The sequence below is a fragment of the Sphingobacterium sp. UT-1RO-CII-1 genome, assembly GCF_026711005.1.
Lineage (GTDB): Bacteria > Bacteroidota > Bacteroidia > Sphingobacteriales > Sphingobacteriaceae > Sphingobacterium.
The window spans coordinates 826496-848946 of the sequence record NZ_JAPPVJ010000001.1 but is presented as its reverse complement, the minus strand read 5'-3'; the positions used below and the strand labels follow the sequence as shown (position 1 = coordinate 848946).

19 protein-coding genes and 1 tRNA gene are annotated in these 22451 nt (G+C 36.5%); 12 read left to right on the top strand and 8 right to left on the bottom strand.

The features are described from left to right. Positions 1 to 10 precede the first annotated feature (10 nt). Positions 11 to 736 carry a DNA repair protein RecO gene (gene recO / locus ORI89_RS03405; protein WP_268229020.1) on the bottom strand — a complete coding sequence of 242 codons (726 nt, stop codon included), beginning with the start codon at positions 734 to 736 and terminating at the stop codon, positions 11 to 13. A 318-nt stretch (positions 737 to 1054) separates the two neighbouring features. Here recO and rpmB point away from each other — a divergent pair, with 318 nt between their 5' ends. The 10 genes from rpmB to ORI89_RS03355 all read left to right on the top strand — a co-directional run bounded on the left by rpmB (position 1055) and on the right by ORI89_RS03355 (position 11793). Beyond that, positions 1055 to 1288, top strand: a complete 234-nt coding sequence (rpmB, locus tag ORI89_RS03400) for a 50S ribosomal protein L28 (protein WP_268229019.1) — start codon at positions 1055 to 1057, stop codon at positions 1286 to 1288. A 69-nt stretch (positions 1289 to 1357) separates the two neighbouring features. Continuing rightward, positions 1358 to 1540 carry a 50S ribosomal protein L33 gene (gene rpmG, locus ORI89_RS03395; RefSeq protein ID WP_085474106.1) on the top strand — a complete coding sequence of 61 codons (183 nt, stop codon included), beginning with the start codon at positions 1358 to 1360 and terminating at the stop codon, positions 1538 to 1540. A 39-nt stretch (positions 1541 to 1579) separates the two neighbouring features. After that, complete coding sequence (locus ORI89_RS03390) at positions 1580 to 1741, top strand: DUF4295 domain-containing protein (RefSeq protein WP_268229018.1); 162 nt, start codon at positions 1580 to 1582, stop codon at positions 1739 to 1741. 149 nt (positions 1742 to 1890) lie between these two features. Beyond that, entirely contained in the window at positions 1891 to 2853 is a 963-nt protein-coding gene (ftsY, locus tag ORI89_RS03385; protein WP_268229017.1) for a signal recognition particle-docking protein FtsY, read from the top strand. Positions 2854 to 3087: 234 nt separating this feature from the next. Beyond that, the gene (gene rimO, locus ORI89_RS03380; RefSeq protein ID WP_268229016.1) at positions 3088 to 4422 is read left to right on the top strand and encodes a 30S ribosomal protein S12 methylthiotransferase RimO; all 1335 of its coding nucleotides are present in this window, start codon (positions 3088 to 3090) and stop codon (positions 4420 to 4422) included. Positions 4423 to 4545: 123 nt separating this feature from the next. Continuing rightward, the gene (gene bshC, locus ORI89_RS03375) at positions 4546 to 6135 is read left to right on the top strand and encodes a bacillithiol biosynthesis cysteine-adding enzyme BshC (protein WP_268229015.1); all 1590 of its coding nucleotides are present in this window, start codon (positions 4546 to 4548) and stop codon (positions 6133 to 6135) included. 12 nt (positions 6136 to 6147) lie between these two features. Beyond that, positions 6148 to 6741, top strand: a complete 594-nt coding sequence (locus ORI89_RS03370; protein WP_268229014.1) for a Crp/Fnr family transcriptional regulator — start codon at positions 6148 to 6150, stop codon at positions 6739 to 6741. Positions 6742 to 7034: 293 nt separating this feature from the next. Continuing rightward, positions 7035 to 9908 carry an aminomethyl-transferring glycine dehydrogenase gene (gene gcvP / locus ORI89_RS03365; RefSeq protein WP_268229013.1) on the top strand — a complete coding sequence of 958 codons (2874 nt, stop codon included), beginning with the start codon at positions 7035 to 7037 and terminating at the stop codon, positions 9906 to 9908. Positions 9909 to 10041: 133 nt separating this feature from the next. Continuing rightward, entirely contained in the window at positions 10042 to 10785 is a 744-nt protein-coding gene (locus ORI89_RS03360; protein WP_268229012.1) for a 3-keto-disaccharide hydrolase, read from the top strand. Positions 10786 to 10968: 183 nt separating this feature from the next. Next, the gene (locus ORI89_RS03355; protein ID WP_268229011.1) at positions 10969 to 11793 is read left to right on the top strand and encodes an N-acetylmuramoyl-L-alanine amidase; all 825 of its coding nucleotides are present in this window, start codon (positions 10969 to 10971) and stop codon (positions 11791 to 11793) included. Positions 11794 to 11812: 19 nt separating this feature from the next. On the opposite strand, the gene ORI89_RS03350 is transcribed toward ORI89_RS03355, so the two are convergent. The 7 genes from ORI89_RS03350 to ORI89_RS03320 all read right to left on the bottom strand — a co-directional run bounded on the left by ORI89_RS03350 (position 11813) and on the right by ORI89_RS03320 (position 20666). Next, the gene (locus ORI89_RS03350; protein ID WP_268229010.1) at positions 11813 to 13126 is read right to left on the bottom strand and encodes a nicotinamide mononucleotide adenylyltransferase; all 1314 of its coding nucleotides are present in this window, start codon (positions 13124 to 13126) and stop codon (positions 11813 to 11815) included. A 60-nt stretch (positions 13127 to 13186) separates the two neighbouring features. Beyond that, positions 13187 to 13729, bottom strand: coding sequence for an NUDIX hydrolase (locus tag ORI89_RS03345; RefSeq protein ID WP_268229009.1), 543 nt, complete (start codon positions 13727 to 13729; stop codon positions 13187 to 13189). 54 nt (positions 13730 to 13783) lie between these two features. After that, positions 13784 to 15523, bottom strand: a complete 1740-nt coding sequence (locus tag ORI89_RS03340) for a phospho-sugar mutase (RefSeq protein WP_268229008.1) — start codon at positions 15521 to 15523, stop codon at positions 13784 to 13786. A gap of 187 nt (positions 15524 to 15710) precedes the next feature. Then, complete coding sequence (locus tag ORI89_RS03335; protein WP_268229007.1) at positions 15711 to 16340, bottom strand: hypothetical protein; 630 nt, start codon at positions 16338 to 16340, stop codon at positions 15711 to 15713. Then, positions 16337 to 17206, bottom strand: coding sequence for an SDR family oxidoreductase (locus tag ORI89_RS03330; protein ID WP_268229006.1), 870 nt, complete (start codon positions 17204 to 17206; stop codon positions 16337 to 16339). The genes ORI89_RS03335 and ORI89_RS03330 overlap by 4 nt, the downstream gene beginning before the upstream one ends. Before the next feature lies 1 nt (position 17207). Then, a complete protein-coding gene (locus ORI89_RS03325; RefSeq protein ID WP_268229005.1) occupies positions 17208 to 17978 on the bottom strand; it encodes an enoyl-CoA hydratase/isomerase family protein in 771 nt (256 codons plus the stop codon). A 60-nt stretch (positions 17979 to 18038) separates the two neighbouring features. Beyond that, positions 18039 to 20666, bottom strand: coding sequence for a TonB-dependent receptor plug domain-containing protein (locus ORI89_RS03320; protein WP_268229004.1), 2628 nt, complete (start codon positions 20664 to 20666; stop codon positions 18039 to 18041). 103 nt (positions 20667 to 20769) lie between these two features. Here ORI89_RS03320 and purD point away from each other — a divergent pair, with 103 nt between their 5' ends. Together purD and ORI89_RS03310 are read left to right on the top strand one after the other, a co-directional pair. Beyond that, the gene (purD, locus tag ORI89_RS03315; RefSeq protein WP_268229003.1) at positions 20770 to 22044 is read left to right on the top strand and encodes a phosphoribosylamine--glycine ligase; all 1275 of its coding nucleotides are present in this window, start codon (positions 20770 to 20772) and stop codon (positions 22042 to 22044) included. 301 nt (positions 22045 to 22345) lie between these two features. Next, positions 22346 to 22417, top strand: a tRNA-Glu gene (locus ORI89_RS03310). The last annotated feature ends 34 nt before the right edge of the window (positions 22418 to 22451 follow it).

The window sequence follows — 22451 nt, the reverse complement described above, 5'->3', positions numbered from 1 at the left end:
ATTTATGTAGTTAACGGAATAACTCTTCCAATATATATAGGGAATTAACTTGTTTAAAATTTTCTGTATGGAGCTTATAAAATTCTAATAGTTTTTCTAATAGATGTTTTCTATCTTCTTTAGCCATTTTTATTAGAGCTGCATTTTCAAAGTCAGACTCTAATAGCTGGTTAAGTAAAGATGTGTGCGGTTCTTGTAGTGTATGTTTGTGGGCCGGTAAATTGTTTGTAAATATACCATTGAGCAAGTCAAAATAAGCTTTCGATCCTTCTGATTGGCGTAGTGGCAAAAAGCCTAGATAACGGCTTAATTTTGTTAAAAAGACAAGATGAAAATTTGCCAACGCACAGGTTGACTCATCTAACCACAGTATGGATTGTTCTATAAAGGAAAATAAAAAAGGGTCTGGAGACTGTTCCTTTAATGTTTTGTAAAGGATTTCGTTGATAAATAGTGATAATGAGCTTTTTGTTATATTAATGGGTATATGTTTTAGTACGGGAGTTTGTCTTGCTTCTTTAATGCGTTGTAAAGTGTTGTTCTCTTTATAATAAACAATCAGATCGAGCGTGTGTAAGGGCTGAAATAGATTAGCTGATATTTTTGCTTTTTGCTTTTTTGCCCCATTGATTAAGTAAGATTGCATGCCAAATGCTTCCGTAAAAATATGAACAACTAGACTGCTCTCTGAATAGTTTGTTGTTTTTAAAGCAATACCCTTTGTTTTATGTAACATCTTTACTTCTTAGGAACAAAGATAAAGAATGCTTCTTGAAAAAATAGCTATTAATTTATATCGAAAGTTTTAATTTCCTATTGTTGTCTTTTTGTTAGAAAAACAATGAGAATGTGGATTGTTGAAAACTATTTTGAAGACCTTAAAGGCTTTATTTATACTAAAATCTGTAAGTTTGCGTGCTTAAAACATCTCTTTGTCCAAAAAAGTGTAAAATTATTCACTTCATTGCTTGGAATTAACAAATCTAATATAGATATTTGCAAACTCTTTGTGAAAAGAGTTAAGAAGAACAGACAATATTAAAAATCAAATATCATGTCAAGAATTTGTGATTTAACAGGCAAGGCAGCATTAGTAGGGAATAAGGTTTCGCACTCAAACGTTAAGACTAAACGTAGATTTTACCCTAATTTACAGACAAAACGTTTTTATCTTCCAGAAGAAGATCGTTGGATTACTTTGAAGGTTTCAACATCGGCAATCAAGACTATTAATAAAAACGGTATTACAGCAGTTATTAATAAATTTATCCAAAAAGGATCAATTTAGTCGAACTGCCTGTTATTCGGAAAATATTCATGAAATCTAATCTTTTGAGATTATAATTAAAGTAAAACAATGGCTAAAAAGGGAAATAGAGTACAAGTAATCTTAGAGTGTACTGAGCACAAAGAAAGTGGTCTTCCGGGTATGTCTCGTTATATCACAACCAAGAACAAAAAGAATACTACAGAACGTTTAGAAATGAAGAAATTCAATCCCGTTCTGAGAAAAGTAACTGTTCATAAAGAAATTAAGTAATTAACCTTTAGAGTTTTTCTCTAATAAAGATATAGAATAATGGCAAAAAAATCAGTTGCATCCTTACAAAAAGGTACTGGTAAAGAGTTTACGAAAGTAATCATTACTACTAAGTCGCCTAAGACAGGTGCTTATACTTTTAAAGAATCAATGGTTCACAACGATAAAGTGAAAGAAGCTATAGCCTCTGCTAGTAAATAAGAAGTTCAAGGATTTTTCCTTTTTTAAAGTTTTCTTTAAAATAAAAGAAGCCGTTTTGGTAATGCCGAAAGGGCTTTTTTTAGTCTAGCTTATTTTTAACTATATTTGGTGCTAAATAGTAACTAGGGGTCTCGACATATATTTAGAATATGGGATTATTCGATTTTTTTAAAAAGAAACAAGATACACCACAAGCGCAAGAAGCTTTGGATAAGGGTTTGGAAAAAACCAAAGAAGGCTTTTTTGCGAAGATGACAAAAGCAGTCGTTGGTAAATCAACGATTGATGATGAGGTCCTCGATAATCTAGAAGAAGTTCTGGTTATGTCGGATGTGGGTGTTACTACGACTTTGAAAATTGTAGACCGTATACAGCAACGTGTTGCTCGTGATAAATATTTAGGGACAGATGATTTAAATCGGCTCTTAAGCGAAGAAATCCAATATTTGTTGGCGGAGAATAATAGCGACGATTTCGAAAGTTTTGAATATGGGAATCATAGGCCCTATGTCATTATGGTTGTGGGGGTAAATGGTGTAGGGAAAACCACAACTATTGGTAAACTGGCTCATCAACTTAAAGAAGCTGGTAATAAAGTAGTGTTGGGTGCTGCTGACACCTTTAGAGCTGCCGCAGTTGATCAGATTAAGCTTTGGGGTGAGCGCGTAGGGGTGAGAGTTGTGGCGCAGCCTATGGGGTCGGATCCGGCTTCTGTTGCTTACGATACATTGAAGTCGGCAATAGCTAATGAGGATGATGTTGCCATCATTGACACGGCGGGAAGGTTGCATAATAAAGTTGGTTTGATGAACGAATTGACTAAGATAAAAAATGTGATGAAAAAACTGATGCCAGAAGCTCCTCATGAAATTCTGCTTGTATTAGATGCTTCTACCGGTCAAAATGCTATAGAGCAAGCTACGCAGTTTACGCAAGCCACAGATGTAAATGCTTTAGCTCTTACGAAGCTCGATGGAACAGCTAAAGGGGGGGTAGTTATTGGTATTTCTGACCAGTTTAAGATACCGGTTAAATATATTGGTGTGGGAGAAAAAATGGAGGACTTACAACTGTTCAATAAAAGAGATTTTGTAGATTCTTTGTTTAAATAGTAGCTAAAGGTTTTTATTTTAACTAGTACCATTTGCTAGTTTGTAACACATTTGTAAGTAATGTGTTTTAGACTTAAAATAAAGGTGCAAGTGATAACTTGTTTGAAGGCGGAAATATTTTCACATTTGAAGTATGCTTAATAAGTTGATGCATATTTTTATTTTAATAACCTGTTTGAGTACCGCAGGGTGGATAAGACGCTTGTCATACTTCCATAGTTCAAAAAATACATAATGAAAACAAAATATATAAAGGCCGCTCCTATAGGGAGTAAGCCGCGGGTAAACGTTGTTACTTTGGGCTGTTCAAAAAACATTCACGATAGCGAAGTTTTAATGGGGCAGTTGAAGGGAAACAATATGGAAGTTGTGCATGAGGCTTCTAACTTGAAGGATAATGATATTATAGTTATAAATACCTGTGGGTTTATTGATAATGCTAAACAGGAATCTATTGATACTATATTGCAGTTTGCAGAATTAAAGGATCAAGGAAAGGTAAATAAAGTCATTGTTACCGGATGTTTATCAGAGCGGTATAAACCAGAACTAGAGCGCGAGATTGAAAATGTAGATGCTTTTTTTGGAACAAACGATTTACCTGAATTATTATCTACTATTGGTGCTGATTATAGGCATGAACTTTTAGGTGAGCGTTTGTTAACCACACCATCGCATTTTTCTTATTTTAAAATAGCGGAGGGTTGTAATCGTCCCTGTTCTTTTTGTGCAATTCCTTTGATGCGCGGAAAACATGTATCAAAATCTATTGATGATTTGGTAGAAGAGGCTAAGTTTTTAGCGTCGAATGGAACAAAAGAGTTGATTTTAATAGCGCAAGATTTAACTTATTATGGTCTTGATATTTATGGAAAGCGTAATCTTTCAGATTTATTACGACATCTTTCTGATGTAGATGGTATCGAGTGGATACGCTTACAATATGCCTATCCGTCGGGTTTTCCTATGGATATTTTAGATGCTATGAATGAGCGTTCAAACATATGTAACTATTTAGATATGCCTTTGCAGCATATTAGTGATAATATGTTGACTTCAATGAGGCGAGGAACAACGAAGCAAAAGCAGATTGATTTAGTTAATAAGATAAGGGATAAAGTGCCTAATATAGCATTGCGAACAACTTTAATATGTGGATACCCAAATGAAACTGAAAGAGATTTTCAAGAAATGCTGGCTTGGGTTGAAGAAACAAGATTTGATCGTTTAGGGTGCTTTACCTATTCACATGAAGAAAAAACACATGCACATACGTTGGAAGATACCGTTCCTGAAGAAATAAAGCATGAACGTGTTGATCAGATAATGGAAGTACAGCAGGGGATATCTTATGATATTAATCAATCCAAAGTTGGGATGAAGTTTAGGGTTTTGGTTGATCGTGTAGACGGAGATTACTTTATAGGTCGGACAGAGTTCGATTCACCAGAGGTGGATAATGAAGTTGTTATCGATGCGCGAACTAATTATGCGCGTATTGGTGACTTTGTGGAAGTGAGTATAGACCGTGCAGAAGATTTTGATTTATACGGTACGATTGTTAGGTAAAAGTAAATTTAGTGGATTCAGCCTATTGTTCTATTGGAAAGGCTGTATCTTGAATTTATATTTATTGTGATGCAACACGGTATTTATTTGGCTTTTAATAGCATCAATTAATAAAGGAAGTAGATGAAAGCAACGTATATTGATTACAAGGACACGGGAAGTTTTTCAAAAACGTTATTAGCATATTTAGATGATGTTGAATCGCTTTCTTCTTTCTATGGTAATAGACCTACTGTAGAAGGGATCAAAGCTCAAATAGAACAGAAGAAGATTTTTGAAAACCGTAAGTTGCTTGTTGCTCAATTAAAAGAACAGTATGGTGCTTTATTAAGCAGTTCTCCCGAAGTTGTTGCCAAAATTGATGAATTACAAAGAGAAAATACTTTTACTGTTACAACGGGACATCAGCTCAATATTTTTACAGGTCCTCTTTATTTCATTTTTAAAATAGTCACTGTTATTCGCTTGGCTAAGGATCTTAAAGAGGCTTATCCGGCGTATAATTTTGTTCCTGTATACTGGATGGCTACTGAGGATCACGATTTTGAAGAGATTAATCATACACGGGTTTTTGGAAAAAAAATTGTGTGGGATACACCGAAGATTTCAGCGACAGGGCGCATGTCTACTATTGATATTGTAGATGCCGTTAAGCAATATTGTAATACATTTGGGCTATCTGCTAACGCAACTAAACTTAAGGAAATTGTAGAAGAGGCTTATCTGCGTGGTCGGACATTGGCTGATGCGACACGAATGATGGTTAATGAATTGTTCAAAACCTATGGTCTGGTTATTATTGATGCTGACAGAAGAGGCTTTAAGCAAATATTTTCGTCTTATATGCTTGAAGATATAGAACAAGAAAAAAGTTTTCAAGCAATAAAAGAAACATCTGCTAAGCTTGAGGTACTTGGTTATCAAGCTCAGGTTAATGCGAGGGAAATAAATTTTTTTTATTTGAAGGATGGATTCCGTGAACGTATTATTCGAAATGATGAAGGTCTTTTTGAGGTAATAAATCAGGGGATTACTTTTACAAAGCAAGAGCTAAGGAAGGAAATTACAGAATATCCAGAAAGATTTAGCCCGAATGTTGTTATGCGACCTATGTATCAGGAGGTTATTTTGCCTAATTTAGCCTATATAGGTGGGGGAGCAGAAATTGTTTATTGGTTACAATTAAAAGCAAACTTTGATCAATACAAAGTGCCTTTTCCTGTTTTGGTTCCTCGTAATTCAGCTTTGATAACAGATGACGCTACGGCTAGTAAATTGTTTCGTATGGATTTGACCTTTAGAAGTATCTTTCGGTCTGCAGAGAGTTTGAAAAATGAATATGTCAGAAGGCAAACTAAACATCGTTTAAATCTTAAAGATGAATGGATGGAACTGAATGCGATTTTTGGAAAAATTAAGCTTCGAGCTCATAAAATAGATCCAACATTGGGGCCAAGTACAGATGCAGTTAAGGCAAGGTTGAAAAAAGCAATAAATAGCCTAGAGAAAAAGCTTTTAAGAGCAGATAAAAAAAATCATAAGGAAGCACTAATTCAGATTGATCGATTAAAAGAATTACTTTTTCCGTTGGGAGGTTTGCAGGAAAGATCTGAAAACTTTGCTCCTTTATTTATTCGTCATGGAGAAGATTTAATAAAGGAATTGGAAAGGCACTTTAATCCTTTAGATTTTAAGTTCACAATACTTTATTAATAAACAGCGGTTATGGTGAATTTTAAAGAAAGCAATTTTTATAAGTACTATAGTGAAAATGGTGGATTAACCGATGAGCAGTTTGAGCAGCTCGGAGATTATTTTAGTTTTAAAGAAGTGGAACATAATAGGTTTTTACTTCGTGCGGGAGAATTGAGTAAGTATGCTTTTTTTGTTGAATCAGGATTATTACAGTCATTTGCGTTGGATGAAAAGGGTGGGGAGCACATTATTCTATTTGCGCCTGAAAACTGGATTGTGTCTGATAGATCTAGCCAATATTTTAATGAACCCTCCGATTATTATATAAAAGCAATCGAACCCTCTATTATTGTGTTTTTACAACCTGAGTTTATTTTGAAAGCATCGTCATTGAGTAGTACATTTAGTTGTTTTGTGGAAAGCTCACTGCAGCGAAATGTGCATATTCAACAAAAAAGAATTACATCACTTTTAGCAATGACGGCTAAAGAGCGTTACTTGTCGTTTGTAGAAATGTATCCCAGTTTGTTGTTACGTGTGCCCCAGTGGATGATAGCCTCTTATTTAGGCATCACACCAGAAAGCTTAAGTAGGGTGAGAAGAGAGCTCATTACGGCGAAGTAACTGCGTTTATTTTTTTATCTGACACTACCTTCTTTTTTTACCACTAGGAGATTTTCCTGAGTTTTAAAGCATTGAATTTTAGAATTTGAACGATTATCCAGGTGAGTGTTTGTTAGAAGTGTAAAATACTCGAATAATTGTCAATATAAGTTGGTTATCAAGCATTTTTATACATAATTAATTCTCTTTAAAATCGTATCTTTGCAGTCTCAATAGTATATGATGAGGCGTGCTTTTAAAGACGTATTGTAACGGGTTTAGAAGGATGCTGATCTAAAATGTTAAGTGCAAATATGAGCAACGTATTTTATCAAGAAAAATTTCAAGATCGCCACAACGGACCAAGGGCTGAGGAAGCACAGGGCATGTTGGATTATTTAGGTTTTTCTTCAATAGAGCAACTTATTGAAGAAACAGTTCCTGAGCAAATCAGATTAAAAAAGCCTTTAGCTCTGCCAAAAGCATGGAGTGAAAAAGGGTACCTACAAAAAGTTACACAAATAGCAGAGAAGAATAAGGTTTTTAAATCTTACATCGGACAGGGTTATTATGATGTAACTGTGCCTGCAGTTATTCAACGTAATGTGTTGGAAAATCCGGGATGGTATACACAGTATACACCTTATCAAGCTGAAATTGCACAAGGAAGACTACAGGCATTATTAAACTTCCAGACAGTTGTATCTGATTTAACAGGTTTAGAGATTGCTAATGCTTCTTTGCTGGATGAGGCTACTGCGGCAGCTGAAGGAATGTTTATGCTATTTAATGGGCGTAAGAATAAAGCGGCAAATGTTTTTCTTGTTTCTTCAAACATCTATCCGCAAACGTTAGATGTATTACAAACCAGAGCTCAACCATTTGGTATAGAAATCCGTTTAGCGGATCTTCATGTAGATAACCTTTCGGATGAGGTATTTGCTACTTTTATACAGTATCCTGCCGCTGATGGTACGGTAGATGATTATAGCACATTTACTGCGGAAGCACAATCAAGAGGAATAACTACTTGTGTTGCGGCAGACTTAATGTCGCTGACAGTTTTAACGCCTCCAGGCGAGTGGGGTGCAGATGTTGTCGTTGGTAATACACAGCGTTTTGGAGTGCCTATGGGTTTTGGTGGGCCTCATGCAGCATTTTTCGCAACAAAAGACGCTTATAAAAGAAATATCCCTGGACGTATTATCGGTGTAACTTCGGATTCAAGTGGGCAATATGCATTGCGTATGGCTTTGCAAACGAGAGAGCAACATATACGTCGTGATAAGGCTTCTTCTAATATTTGTACGGCCCAAGCTTTGCTAGCAATAATGGCTTCCTTTTATGCTGTTTATCATGGGCCTCAAGGAGTTAAGAATATTGCGGATCGTATTAACGATTTGACTAAGCTATTGGATCAAGCTCTTCAAACTTTAGGTTATGAGCAGCTTAATACGTCTTATTTTGACACTCTGCGTGTTAAAGCGGGAGCAGAAATAGCAGGGCTTAAGTCTGAAGCATTGAATAATGAGTTGAATTTTTACTATAACGAGGATGTTGTTGGTATTTCTATTGATGAAACGACCTCCTTTGAAGATATAGAAGTTATTGTAAAAGTTTTTGCAAAAGTTAAAGGTAAATCATTGAGTGATGTAGATTTATTAACTTTGAGTAAGAAGTTGAGCCCATCTATTCCAGAGGAATTAAAACGTCAATCAAGTTATTTAACTCATCCTATTTTCAATAGCTACCATTCTGAAAGTGAGATGTTGCGTTACATTAAATCTTTGGAGGCAAAAGATTTGTCTTTATGTCATTCCATGATTCCTTTGGGTTCATGTACGATGAAGTTAAACGCAACAACAGAAATGCTCCCATTAACTTGGGCACAATTTGGTGGCCTACATCCATTTGCCCCTATTGATCAAACTGCAGGCTATATGCAACTGGTGAATGAACTGAATGATTGGTTATCTGAAATCACAGGTTTTGCTAAAATGTCTTTTCAACCAAACTCGGGAGCACAAGGTGAATATGCAGGGTTAATGGTGATCAGAGCTTATCATGCAAGTCGTGGCGAGGAGCACCGTAATGTTTGTCTAATACCTGCGTCTGCACATGGTACTAACCCTGCTTCTGCTTCAATGGCAGGCTTAAAAGTTGTGGTGGTAAAGTGCGATGATCATGGAAATATAGATGTTGCTGACCTTAGAGCGAAAGCTGAAGAACATGCTGCCAACTTAAATTCTTTCATGGTAACATACCCGTCTACTCACGGTGTGTTCGAAGAGTCTATTATAGAAGTTTGTTCTATTATTCATGAGAACGGTGGTCAGGTGTATATGGATGGGGCTAATATGAATGCTCAAGTAGGTTTGACTAGCCCGGGTTTCATAGGTGCGGATGTATGTCATTTAAACTTGCATAAAACTTTCTGTATTCCTCACGGTGGTGGTGGGCCAGGTATGGGTCCTATTGGTGTGGCAGAGCATCTTGTTCCTTTTTTACCAAACCACAGTGTTGTAGCTGTGTCGGGGAATGAAGGTATATCTGCAGTTTCTGCGGCGCCATTTGGATCGGCTTCGATTCTTACAATATCTTATGCATATATTGCTATGATGGGTGCTGAAGGGTTGACTGCTGCGACTCAAACGGCTATCTTGAATGCAAACTATATAAAAGCACGTCTGGAGAATCATTATCCAGTTCTTTATACAGGTGCAAAAGATCGTTGTGGACACGAGATGATTTTAGATTGTCGTGGTTTTAAGAATGTTGGTATTGAAGTTGCTGATATAGCTAAGCGTTTAATGGATTATGGTTTTCATGCACCGACTGTTTCTTTTCCTGTTGCAGGCACTTTGATGGTTGAACCTACGGAGTCAGAGTCTAAGGCAGAGATCGATCGTTTTTGTGACGCATTAATTTCGATACGTGGCGAGATAGCTGAAATTGAAGAGGGACACGCTGATCAGAAAGAAAACGTATTGAAGGGTGCTCCGCATACAGCAGAGGCCGTTACTGCAGATGAGTGGGATAGAGCATATAGTCGTCAGACGGCTGCTTATCCGCTGTCATATGTTAAGGAGCGTAAATTTTGGCCTTCTGTTGGGCGTGTGAATGAATCTCAAGGTGATAGAACGTTAATTTGTTCTTGTCCGTCTATTGAAGAATATGTTGATGCATAATCTCTTTGTATAGAGATTAATTAATACTGTCGCTTTTTATAGCGAACGAATTATAAATTAAATAGAGCTCCTGACATGGATATGTGCAGGAGCTTTTCTATTTTAGTAAATGCGAACTATTTAATTATAAACGATGTTAAAAAATTTAGGATTTTTATTATTGACGTTATTATGTATTCATCAAACTTGTGCACAGGAAGTTCTCTTTGAATTCGGTGAGCGGAAGGATTTTGATGATTTGATAGCTAATACGGACAGGCCTGAAGCATTAAGATGGATAGATGTGAATACTTCGGATTCTACTTGGCGTCTGGACGATAATGTATTGGTTAGTACTGGGCTACCTATTGGTGTTGTTCGATCGGAAAAAATGTATCAAAACTTTATTCTTCATGTGGAGTGGCGACATATGGAAAAAGGAGGGAACTCCGGTATATTTGCGTGGTGTGATGCTGTTCCTGAAAGTCATAATAGGTTGCCAAGTGGGGTGGAGATTCAGATGTTAGAGTTGGATTGGGTTAATCAAAATATCCGAAATGGAGAGACTCCGCCAATAGCTTATGTGCACGGCGAACTGTTTGGAGCAGGGCAAACAAAGACTACACCTGATAATCCTAGAGGAGAAAGAAGCAAGTCTATAGAAAACCGGTGTTTAGGGGTTGGTGAGTGGAATAAATATACTGTAGTGTGTGTGGATGGCACAATTAAGTTATCTGTTAATGGAAAGTTTGTTAATGGGGTAAGTAAGTCAACAAAAAGAAAGGGATATTTATGTTTGGAAGCTGAGGGAGCTGAGATACAGTTTCGGAATTTGCAAATTATTGAATTAGATGACGGATATATTCTTCCTGAACATATAGTAGGAGAGTTACGCTAGTGTGATATTGATGACTTATTTTCTTCTATAATGAATAGCACGGTATTTGCTGTTTTTATTATAAAAAAGTATAAGTTTTATATAACACAGATTAAAAATCTTAGTATGTTATAGAGCTCATGAAATAAATATAAAGCATTTATGAGTTTGATCAGTAGAATAGATGTTAATAATTATGAACATATGAAAAGAACGATTTTTTTTTTATTAAGCGGATGTGCTTTGTTCCTGGGCTCTTGCGGAGGTTCTAAATATGCTGGAACAGAAAAGGTTTATAAAAATAAGGCAAGAGACTTTTCTATTTTATATAAAGATATTCCTATCGAAAATCAGCTGAGTAAAATCGCAGTTATTAACAAAGAGTGGATTGGGACTGTTAATTTTGGTGTTCGAAAACCTAATTATGTAATGATACATCATACTGCTCAGGACTCTTTGGGGCAAACTATAAAAACCTTTCATAATGCTAAAGCTGGTGTAAGTTCGCACTATATAATAGGCCGAGATGGTAAGGTTGTGCAAATGCTTAATGACCTTTATCGGGGGCATCATGCGGGCGCAGGTAGATGGGGCAACGACACTGATTTGAACTCTTCGTCTATTGGTATAGAGTTGGACAATAATGGAACAACAGATCCTTGGCCAGATAAGCAGATAGAAGCTTTAATTGTTCTGTTAGCTTATTTGAAGGATACCTATAAAATTCCTCAAGCAAATTTTATAGGACATATGGATTATGCGCCGACGCGTAAGGTTGATCCTTCTCGGTTTCCATGGAAGCGCTTAGCTGATAAGGGGTTTGGGTTTTGGTATGACGATACATTAGAAGAAGCGCCTGTTGATTTTGATCCTAGACTAGCACTTCGTGTAATCGGTTATGATGTAACTCGGCTCGACGCTGCCATTAAAGCTTTTAAGGTGCATTATATACAAGATGGAACATCTACTGCAGATCTAAGCCCAAAAGATCTGCGAATATTATATGCAATTTTTAAAAAGTTTATTTAACGCTTATTAGAGAAACTCTTTATACTGTTTTAACAAACTTTTCATCGTAGTGTTCAATATCTACTATGTAATTATTTTGTACTAAGAAATCGAACAAATGCTTAGCTTCATCAGCAACAGGCATATTTTTCGTTGTTACAATTTTATTATTCTTTTTATCTAAATAAGGATAAGCATAGAGTTTGACATCTTTACTAAACATACCTGATATGTAAGATAGAAGTTCATTTGTATATTGTTCTTTGTTGTAATTATGGGTATTGAAGATGTTTTTTAGATTGGACACGTTGGTCGCTATACCCACATGTTTTGGTTTAAAGCTTTGTATAAATTCAGCTAAATGGTTATTTCTCCTAAAGTTAGATACTATAACATTATTGCCTGTTGAGCATAGATATTCGGCCCGTTCTGCAAAGTATGCTAAATCTTCATCGGTAATATAGCTATCTTCGTCGAGCACATTTCCCATTAAAACTTCGATCAGTACAACTGTATCTTCTGCTGTCGCACCTGTGTTTTTTCTAAATTGTTCTACAGAGAGGTTGAAAAGGTCAAAGTTGGGGTTTGATTTTTGTCGATATTTGGTGCGAAGAATAATGATGTTCTTTTTATAGAGATAATCTTTGATTTGTGCAGCTTTAGCGTCAGGTTTAAATACTGCGGCTTTCGCAAAGCCTTTAGCAATTAGGTATAGGTTGAGCAAACGTTCATTAGCATTTTCAAATACTGGTCCTGATACTTTTACTAGATCTATTTCTACTGATCCGATGGATAGGTTATCCACCAGGGATTCAATCATTGTCTGTGGGTGACCTGCGTAATAATAAGCAGCAAAGATCAAGTTTACGCCTAATATGCCGAGCACTTTAGATTGTAAACGGGAGTCACTATCTAGCAAACGGACATGTATGATGATGTCGTTTGTAGGACCACCTACTTCATGTTGAAAGCGTATACCTATCCAGCCGTGAGGATCGTTTGTTTTGGTGAAATTTAATGTCGTTACTGTATCTGCAAAAGCGAAAAATTTTTTATTCTCATACTTTTCACTTTGTAATCGCTTGGTTAATAGCTCAAATTCGTGGTCCAGCATTTTCAGTAGTCTGGTGCGGCTCACATAGCGTCCAGACTCTTCGACACCATAAATAGCATCACTAAAAGTCATATCATAAGCAGATATTGTTTTAGCAATGGTGCCTGATGCGGCTCCGGCTTCAAAGAAATTACGAGCTACTTCTTGCCCGGCACCAATCTCGGCAAAAGTGCCATAGATATCTGCGTTTAAATTAATGCGTAACGCTTTACGTTTGGTTTCAAAAATTTCTCTAGCCATACTGCAAAGGTACGAAATTAACAGGTATTATTCGGTGTGGACGTGCTTTCCGTGAACTAATTAGATTATATCCATTTTTGCAAAACAATAAAATAAAGCCGCACTGTGCAATGCTTGACCTATATTATTTCCCAATAGATATTCTTTTGCCTCAGGTATACTCATTTTAATAACTTCAATGTCCTCCGAGTCGTCTAAATTTTGTTCTTGTACTTTCCGCCCCCCTTTTAATAAGTAGGTATAAGTTATGTTTCCGCTAGTCGCTGGGTTGCCATAGAGTTCGCAAACCTGCTCAATAGAGTCAAAGGCATAGCCGGTTTCTTCTAGGAGTTCGCGACGTGCTGCATCTTCAGGTTTTTCTCCGTCATCTACAACGCCAGCTGGAAGCTCTATGAGTATGCGTTCTGCACCATGTCTATATTGTTTTACAAATAAGATTTCTTGATTCTCTGTAATTCCAACCATATTTACCCACGTGGGGTATTCCATAACATAGTATTCATCTTTCACTATACCGTTGGGGAGTTGAAGCTTATCAACGCGCAGTGTTGCCCAGGGTCGTTGTATGATATACTTTGAATCAAGTAAAGTCCATTTTTTCATTTGTAAATTATTTTATAAATACTTATTTATGTTAACAAACATATTTTATCAATTTTATTCATTGATAATGTCTGCCATCATATTTTTAACTTTTAGATCGAGTTTCTTTTTTATGTTTTCAAAATCTGCTTTACTGCGCAATGTTTCTTTTACAGAACAGTAGAATTTTATTTTAGGTTCTGTACCCGATGGTCTGGCTGATATGACATCACCTTCGACTGTAATAAACTGTAAGACATCTGATTTAGGTAAATCTATAATTGTTTTTGTTTTGTTTGACAGGTCATAAATTTCGCCCTTTTTATAGTCTCGGATTTCCTTTACGGCCACACCGCCCAAAGTATATGGGGCACTTTGACGTAAACGAATCATCATGTTTTCGATTTCTGTAGCTCCCGCCTTTCCCTTTTTAGTTAAAGAAATCAGTTTTTCGAGGTAAAACCCATGTTTCACGTAAATGTCTAAAAGAACGTCAAATAAAGATTTGTTTTGACTTTTAAAATAGGCTGTCATCTCTGCAATAAAAGCACATGAGTTAATAGCATCTTTGTCCCTGACTAGATCCCCGACTAAATAGCCATAACTTTCTTCTCCACCTACCAAATAGTTTTCTTTCCCGTCTAGTTTTGTAATCAGCTCTCCAATAAATTTAAAACCTGTTAGGGTGTCATAATGTTTTACAGCAAACGATTTGCTGATGTCAGAAAGTAAGTTGGATGTAACAATAGTTTTGACAATAAAGTCATTGGGTTTTAATGCATTTTTATCTTTTTTAGAAGACAGTAAATAATAAACCAGTAGGCTTGCTATCTGATTGCCGTTTAAAAGTTGTATTTCTCCGTTATTATTTTTTACAGCTAAACCGACACGATCTGAATCAGGGTCTGTCGCCATTACAATGTCGGCATCTATTTCTTTGCCTTTTTTTATAGCCATACTCATGGCTTCTTCTTCTTCTGGATTAGGGTATATTACGGTTGGAAAATTTCCGTTCGGAGTGTCTTGTTGTTCGACGGTTTGTATGTTTTTAAAGCCCCAAGCTTTTAAAATTTTAGGAACAAGTGTTATTCCTGTTCCGTGAATAGACGAAAAAACTATTTTTAGATCCTCCTGTTGTTTAACAAGCTCAGGATGTATGCTTAGGTTTTTATTTGCACAGATATAGATTTCGTCAAAACTTTCATCAATGATCTTGATAAGCTTTTCGTTACGATTAAATTTTACTTTGTTTATCGACTCGATAGCGTTCACTTCTGTTATAACATTGTGATCATGAGGAGCAACAAGTTGACCTCCATCATTCCAATAGGCTTTATAACCATTATATTCTTTAGGATTATGTGATGCAGTTAGCATAACGCCTGCCTGGCAGTTAAAGTGTCGAACAGCAAAGGACAATAAGGGGGTAGGTCGTAGTTTTTCAAATAGGTAAACAATTATTCCGTTTGCTGAAAATACATCCGCAACAAGTTTTCCGAAGGAGTCCGAATTATTCCGGCTGTCGTAGGCTATAGCGACCTTTATTTCTTGATCAGGAAGCTGCTTGATAAGATAGTTTGCAAGGCCCTGTGTAGCTTTCCCTACTGTATATTTATTGATGCGGTTTGATCCCACTCCCATAATACCTCTGAGACCACCTGTCCCAAACTCCAGTTCTTTATAAAAAGCGTCTATGAGTTCTGTTTGATCTTCATTATTTATGAGTTCTTTTACGCTGTTAATTGTTTGTTGATCGTAGCCATCTCCTAGCCATTGCTTTATACGAGCTTGTGTTGCTCCATCAATATTGTTCATATATGTATTTATACTATTTCAGCCCAAGAGCTCTTTTTATTATAGTGTTTTAGTAGCTTACTTATTAAGCTTAAATCATAAAAGTGATTGGGAATAACTTTTGATTATTTTTTTAGTTACTCCTTTTATCATCACAAAAATAATGAAAAAGGATAATTAAATTTGATTGCAGGAGTAGTTGTTGAGATTAAGCATCGCACCAACCATATGCTCGATCAAGTACCACAACATACCAGTTCCCTTTGTATTTTTTGATATGAAAGATGAGGTTTTCGTTTTTTGTTAAAATTACCCTATATGTTTCTTCCTCAAACTGTTCTATTTTCTCTAATTCAGTTAGGTTGATTTCTTCGAATTCATATTGAAAGTTTGCAATCTGACTTAGTTGATCTGCCTGCCGAGTTGTATCACAGAAAAATCCTAATTTGTCCCAACGATCATACCCACAGTCATATTCTGGGAGTTTCTCAAAGGCTAGTTGATACGTATTTTCAAATGTTGTATAGGGGAAGTGGGGTGGAAACGGAGTAGAAAAGTTTAAGCTATCTACTTTTTCATAGGTATCCGCTGCGCCGGGCCTATATATCACATAGAGACCTAGTTCAGGGTGTATCAATTCGTTTACCCGCTTATTGTCTTTTTCTATATAGGCTTGTACAAAGCTTTCAATAACGTTGTTAGGGGCTATATCTATTAGTGTTGTTTCTACAGGTATGCTTACAGAATCTTTCTTTTCTGTATTAGTCTTATTTCCCGAGGTGCAAGATGCTAGAGTAGCCAATAATATGAATAGGCTGAACTGTATATGTTTTATCATTTATTACTTTTTCTAATCGTGTTTTCTATACTGTCCCACATCTCTGCGGGTAATACATCTAAGTTGTTAAATTCACCTGCTCCCTGTAGCCATTCGCCGCCATCAATTGTAACGACTTCTCCATTAATGAAACCGGCAAAATCTGATATTAAAAATGCAGCTAGATTAGCTAATTCGTGGTGCTCGCCGACTCTTTTTAAGGGAACTCGTTTTTTAAAATCAAATTCTTCAGCAAGTTCCCCTGGTAAAAGCCGTTCCCAGGCTCCTTTTGTTGGGAAAGGGCCTGGCGCAATTGCATTTTGACGTATACTATATTTGCCCCATTCTACTGCTAAAGATCTTGTCATCGCTAATACACCTGCTTTTGATACTGCTGAGGGAACAACATAGCCAGAGCCGGTGGTTGCGTAAGTAGTCACAATGTTGAGTATAACTGCGGGCTGTTTACGGGCAATCCAATTTTTGCCGAAAGCTAGGGTACAGTTGACTGTTCCTTTTAATACAATGTCAATTATTGTAGAGAATGCATTTGCAGATAGACGTTCTGTGGGGGATATAAAGTTACCTGCTGCATTATTTACTAAAACATCTATTTGCCCGAATCTTGCCTCACCTTCTTTGATCAATTGTTCAATAGCTACGGGGTCTCTAACGTCACATGCAATAGGTAGAACGGGGTTACCCGTTAACTGTGATAGTTCTTTTGCTGTAGCTTGCAATACTTCTATTTTCCTGCTGGAAATAATTAAGTTAGCCCCCAGTGTGGAGAAGTAATGTGACATCGCTTTTCCCAGCCCGGTCCCTCCACCAGTAACTACTATTGTTTTGCCACGAAAGGCATCTGGTCTTAAAGCTCCTTTTTCCATGTTATGCTTTCTTTTGGGTGAGGTTTTCGATAATTGTTTTTAATATACTTCTTGTCGAGGGCTTCCACCATTGTTCTAACAATTGGTTGACAGATTCTGTTTTATTTAATTTAATAGTTTCAAGCAAGTTTTTACGAATATTTGCTTTTGTGCTACTCCAAGAGTTTTTGTCATATTGCATTACTGATTTGGCTTTACGTGCAGCTACTGTATTGATGCGGTCGAATGGAGCTGTTTCGTCAATTAATCCGATATTTAGTGCTTCGGTTGGCTTGTGCAAAGTGCCCGCTAGCAGGAAGCGGTAGGCTTGAGCCTTACCTATCCAGAAGCTGTACAGTTCAAATATACTTGATGGGACTATAAGTCCTACCGGGACTTCGTTCAGACCGATTATATAATCACCCTCTACCATAACTCTATAGTCGCAGCATATGGCTAAGACACAGCCTCCTGCGGGACTATGTCCTGTTATAGATGCTACAGAGGGTTTAGTAAACGATGCTAGTGTATAGGTAAGGTCAAAAAATTGCTCCCAAAAAGTCCGAATAGTGTTTTCATCATAGTCGTAGAGCGTGATCAAATCTAAACCTGATGAAAAAAAACCTTCCTTGCCGTGGAGTATAATTGCTTCTATTGCAGGGTCTGCTTCTGCTGTCTTAATCTCTTTTGATAGTTCTTGTATCATTTCTAGGTGCATAGCATTTGACCGACCTCTATCTAAACCTATATAAGCAATATGGTCTGTTATCTTCGTCTTAATAAATTCTGCCATAATCAATGTTTTAAGTCGCTATCGAAAATTACAGAAAATAATCATCGTATACAATCTTTATTATTTGACTTCAAACTCTACAACTTTCCTACCGATCCTACCTTCTAGATCTATGCCTTCAATAACGACACTATATTGGCCGGGCTCATCAGCTGTGTAGAAGCTAAAACTAGCACGCCCTTCATTGTCTGTTACAATATTAGGTTCCCAATGTATAGTTGTTCGTAAATCTTTTTCGAAATTGTGTTTTTGTTGGGTTTCATACTCCGGCTTGTAAAACTCTCTATTAATATGGATACCTCTTGGTTGTATGGTCAGGATGCCTTTGGGCGTATAATTGAGGTTGCGTGTTGTTCCTCTTTTTGTCGTAATAACAATAACCCCATTTCCACCATAACTACCATATATAGCGGTATAATTTACGTTTCTCAAAACCTCTATACTCTCTACATCCATGGGGGAGATCATTGATAGTTGATCGCCTTCAATATACATCCCGTCGAGAATAACTTGCATTTCACCTCCTCCTCTTGTACTGTGTGGTTTGCCGTTTTGGAACATTACTCCCATTAGTCGTCCATTTAAACAAGCGTCTAAGGAAGTACATGTTGCCAAATCCTCGGCATTGATTATCTGGTCTGCATTGCCCGAACCGTTTAGATTGGAAGAGTGTTCTGAAGCCTTTTTTATAACTCTTCGACTTACAGTTATTTCTTCTATCATCACCGCTTTTTCCATAAGACCTTGACTTTCTAAGTGTGAAAAATAGTCTTTTCCAGCATCTATTTCTTTTTTTAACTGTGTGTTTATGTTGTTCAATTCAGCACTACTGTTTCTGTTTTTCTTTATGAGCGGCTTCTCGTAGTCTGTGAATAAGATGTCAATATTGTTTTTTCCTTTATGGTCTTTTGCAGTGATGAGAAACTTCACTGTATCGGGATAAATAAGTGGACCGAAATCAAATTGACCTTCTTGATTGGCAATCGTATCTATATAATTCATGAAATCATTTGTCGATATTAAGGTCATCTTTGCGTTAGGAAACGCAGCTTTTCTTCCTAGTTTTCGAGCTTGGCCTTTAATTGAAAGTCCTTTTTCTGCTGTAAATGTAGGTTCATGTATTTTAGGAATAGAATCGAAAGTTATTTTTCTCCACCCCTGGCTTAACATGAGATCATCCAGTTCTAACTGTTTTATTTCTTTATCAAAATAGAATGTTGGTTCTTCTATAAAACCATGCAAGTCATTGCTCAATAATAGTTGCGTCAAGATGTTGTATTCATTTTTTTGTGGTTCTTGTGTTTTGGAGCGGTTAACAATGCTTGCGGATAAAGTTGCGTTTTGTAAGCTATCTTGTGGGTTTCCTGATCGTATATTTATTTCTTGCTGCGTGCGTGTCCCCATGCTGTTGTGTAACATTGAAACTTTTAAAGGCATGTTATTTTTTTCATTAAACATGAAGAAAGGACGCTCTATAATAGGGGTTAGATTTCCATCAAGGATTGTGACAGTTAATACACCATTTGGTAGTTGTTCTTTTGCTGCGGAGAATATTAGTTCGTTTTTTGTAGCATTTTGTTTTGTAGCATGAAATACACGCCCCATGTTGTGTAGTATAAAATATAGTGGCTGTCCATCTTGTTTATCTTCGCTTATATTTACTTGCGCATATAACCTATTGGGATTTGTTCCGTTTACTTGGATACTATACCCACTATCTATTGTTTTAGGTAATTGTGATTCCACTATACTGCCGTCTTCGAATTTGGTAAATGCGGTGTATGTGAAATTTTTTTCTACGGAAAATAAAGAAGACCCCATACCCAATCTATTTGTCTGTATTTGGGCAATTGTATCAGTTCCTTTTAATATATATACGGTTGCAGATATGCCAAGTCCATTCGGTTTTAATGTTTTAACGGCTATTTTATTAAAGGTGTTGGTTAATAAATTGCCGCCCTCAGGAAAGAATTGTATACTATTCTGTGCTTCTCCAGGTAGTTTAAAAACCTTAGATATTGTTTTTTTATCTTTTTCTTTAATAGTAACGTATAGTTTTGCGTCATGGTATTTTTCGGCAAAGGGAATATTTATGTTACCGTTTTCATCAGTGCTTAACTTTCCTTTTTTTATTTCCTTACCCTCTTTTTCTATGTGGTAGCTTGTGGATGCTTTTTGTAAAGGTTTTCCAGAAAGATCTTGTAAGGAGATTGTATAGTTGTCATCTTGTAATTTGCTTTCTGTAAGGATGTAGTCTCCTCTTCCATTGCTAATAGGGACGTTTTGTTCGAAAAAATAGGCTGTACTGTCGTTGCGCATCCAATTGGTGTATGCTCTTAATCGGTATGTTCCTTCTGTTAATGTGTCTGTGAGTGTGATGTCAGAAAAACCTAAACCGTTTATTACGGGGACTATATTATAGTTTACAACTTCATTTTTAGGATCTATCAGCTCTACATGTGCGATATTACTTACGTTGGAAAGTAAGTTTTCCAAGCCAATGACCTCATAAATTTTAAACCATATCGTTTCACCTGCTGTATAGCTTTTTCTATCAGTATGTAAGTGAAGCTTTTCAATAGGGTTGTTTTCGCTATATTCATTCGCTTTTGTGATTAGGGACTGAATATCTTGCGAATAGCTTGTGAGGCTATAGCTGATGAGTAAGATTATTAATTTAATTCTCATATCTAAGTAAGGTGTCGTTAGTTGTCTAAATTAAAGTAAACTTATGTAAAAATAAGCTCTTTTTATGTGTTTAATCTTAAAATACATAGGTATATTTGTCGCTATGAACATCTTAATTATCGGCTCTGGAGGAAGAGAATCTGCATTTGCGTATAAATTAGCTCAAAGCTCAAAATTAAATCAATTGTTTATTGCTCCTGGCAACGCCGGAACTGAACAATATGGTAAAAATGTTGACTTGAAGGTTACGGACTTTCAGGGAATAGCAGACTTTGCTAAAGCAAATAACGTCAATATGGTTGTTGTAGGTCCTGAAGAGCCTTTAGTCAAAGGAATCCATGATTACTTTTTGGCTGATGATAAGGTGAAACATATTCCTGTAATTGGTCCACAGCAGGAGGGAGCTCAATTGGAAGGGTCTAAAGATTTTTCTAAGGAGTTTATGGTGCGTCATAATATTCCGACTGCAGCATATAAATCTTTTGATAAATCAAATTTAGAGGAAGGAATTGCCTATCTCGAAACTCAGAAATTACCCATTGTTTTGAAAGCAGATGGTTTAGCTGCTGGTAAAGGTGTTTTGATATGTGAAACACTGGATGATGCAAAGACAGAGCTTAAAGCGATGATCGCAGATGCTAAGTTTGGTGATGCCAGTTCTGTTGTTGTTATTGAAGAGTTTTTAAAAGGGATAGAGCTTTCTGTTTTTGTACTTACTGATGGTACTTCCTATAAAGTACTACCATCTGCAAAAGACTATAAACGTATCGGTGAGGGGGATACAGGGCTTAATACAGGAGGTATGGGAGCTATTTCACCAGTACCATTTGCTGATGACACTTTTTTAGCGAAAGTAGAAGAGCGTATTATTAAACCTACTGTAGAGGGGCTTAAAAAAGATGGTATACCTTATAAAGGGTTTATATTTATTGGTCTAATGAATGTGGATGGCGACCCTTTTGTTATCGAGTATAATGTTCGTATGGGTGATCCGGAAACCGAATCTGTTTTAACCCGCATAGATTCTGATTTAATTGATTTATTGGAAGGTGTTGCCGAGGGGAATTTAGATACGCGTTCATATTCTGTTAATCCTAAAACAGCTGTAACAGTTGTATTAGTTTCAGGTGGTTATCCTGGAGATTATGAGACTGGAAAAGAGATACAGAATACAGAAAATTTGGAGGACTCTATTGTATTTCATGCAGGAACAAAATTGGTAGATGGAAAAGTTGTGACTGCTGGAGGGCGGGTGCTAGCTATAACGAGCTTGCAAGATAACTTATTTGATGCTTTGCAGCAGGCTACTGCCGATGCAGGACGTGTTTTTTATGAACGGAAATATTTTAGGAAAGATATTGGTTTCGATTTAATCTAGGCGTTAGCTTTATAGTAGATAAGATATATAGTTTCAAATATTATAAAGATAAAAAAAGGTCTGTGTTTTTTAACACAGACCTTTTTTTATTCCTTAAGCTGAACCAGCAATGGTTGCACCGCTTTCTTGAATTAAATAGAGGCTCTAAGGACCTTGAGTAAGGAAAAAGATTGTATTATTTTCTGTTTAAAAATTATGTTTAATAATAATTCTTTCAGCTACAGGTGGTTACTGAATACTTCTTAAAAATGTTTTGCGGATATGAAAAATGATCTTATATTTGCATCACCAACAACAAAATGGCCCGTTCGTCTAGGGGTTAGGACGCAAGATTTTCATTCTTGAAACAGGGGTTCGATTCCCCTACGGGCTACGAAAAAGCAACTCAAACGAGTTGCTTTTTTTAT

What these genes read in the sequence shown, in the direction of transcription:
- recO (WP_268229020.1), bottom strand. Translation starts at nt 736, where the DNA reads ATGTTACATAAAACAAAGGGTATTGCTTTAAAAACAACAAACTATTCA.
- rpmB (WP_268229019.1), top strand. Translation starts at nt 1,055, where the DNA reads ATGTCAAGAATTTGTGATTTAACAGGCAAGGCAGCATTAGTAGGGAAT.
- rpmG (WP_085474106.1), top strand. Translation starts at nt 1,358, where the DNA reads ATGGCTAAAAAGGGAAATAGAGTACAAGTAATCTTAGAGTGTACTGAG.
- ORI89_RS03390 (WP_268229018.1), top strand. Translation starts at nt 1,580, where the DNA reads ATGGCAAAAAAATCAGTTGCATCCTTACAAAAAGGTACTGGTAAAGAG.
- ftsY (WP_268229017.1), top strand. Translation starts at nt 1,891, where the DNA reads ATGGGATTATTCGATTTTTTTAAAAAGAAACAAGATACACCACAAGCG.
- rimO (WP_268229016.1), top strand. Translation starts at nt 3,088, where the DNA reads ATGAAAACAAAATATATAAAGGCCGCTCCTATAGGGAGTAAGCCGCGG.
- bshC (WP_268229015.1), top strand. Translation starts at nt 4,546, where the DNA reads ATGAAAGCAACGTATATTGATTACAAGGACACGGGAAGTTTTTCAAAA.
- ORI89_RS03370 (WP_268229014.1), top strand. Translation starts at nt 6,148, where the DNA reads ATGGTGAATTTTAAAGAAAGCAATTTTTATAAGTACTATAGTGAAAAT.
- gcvP (WP_268229013.1), top strand. Translation starts at nt 7,035, where the DNA reads ATGAGCAACGTATTTTATCAAGAAAAATTTCAAGATCGCCACAACGGA.
- ORI89_RS03360 (WP_268229012.1), top strand. Translation starts at nt 10,042, where the DNA reads ATGTTAAAAAATTTAGGATTTTTATTATTGACGTTATTATGTATTCAT.
- ORI89_RS03355 (WP_268229011.1), top strand. Translation starts at nt 10,969, where the DNA reads ATGAAAAGAACGATTTTTTTTTTATTAAGCGGATGTGCTTTGTTCCTG.
- ORI89_RS03350 (WP_268229010.1), bottom strand. Translation starts at nt 13,126, where the DNA reads ATGGCTAGAGAAATTTTTGAAACCAAACGTAAAGCGTTACGCATTAAT.
- ORI89_RS03345 (WP_268229009.1), bottom strand. Translation starts at nt 13,729, where the DNA reads ATGAAAAAATGGACTTTACTTGATTCAAAGTATATCATACAACGACCC.
- ORI89_RS03340 (WP_268229008.1), bottom strand. Translation starts at nt 15,523, where the DNA reads ATGAACAATATTGATGGAGCAACACAAGCTCGTATAAAGCAATGGCTA.
- ORI89_RS03335 (WP_268229007.1), bottom strand. Translation starts at nt 16,340, where the DNA reads ATGATAAAACATATACAGTTCAGCCTATTCATATTATTGGCTACTCTA.
- ORI89_RS03330 (WP_268229006.1), bottom strand. Translation starts at nt 17,206, where the DNA reads ATGGAAAAAGGAGCTTTAAGACCAGATGCCTTTCGTGGCAAAACAATA.
- ORI89_RS03325 (WP_268229005.1), bottom strand. Translation starts at nt 17,978, where the DNA reads ATGGCAGAATTTATTAAGACGAAGATAACAGACCATATTGCTTATATA.
- ORI89_RS03320 (WP_268229004.1), bottom strand. Translation starts at nt 20,666, where the DNA reads ATGAGAATTAAATTAATAATCTTACTCATCAGCTATAGCCTCACAAGC.
- purD (WP_268229003.1), top strand. Translation starts at nt 20,770, where the DNA reads ATGAACATCTTAATTATCGGCTCTGGAGGAAGAGAATCTGCATTTGCG.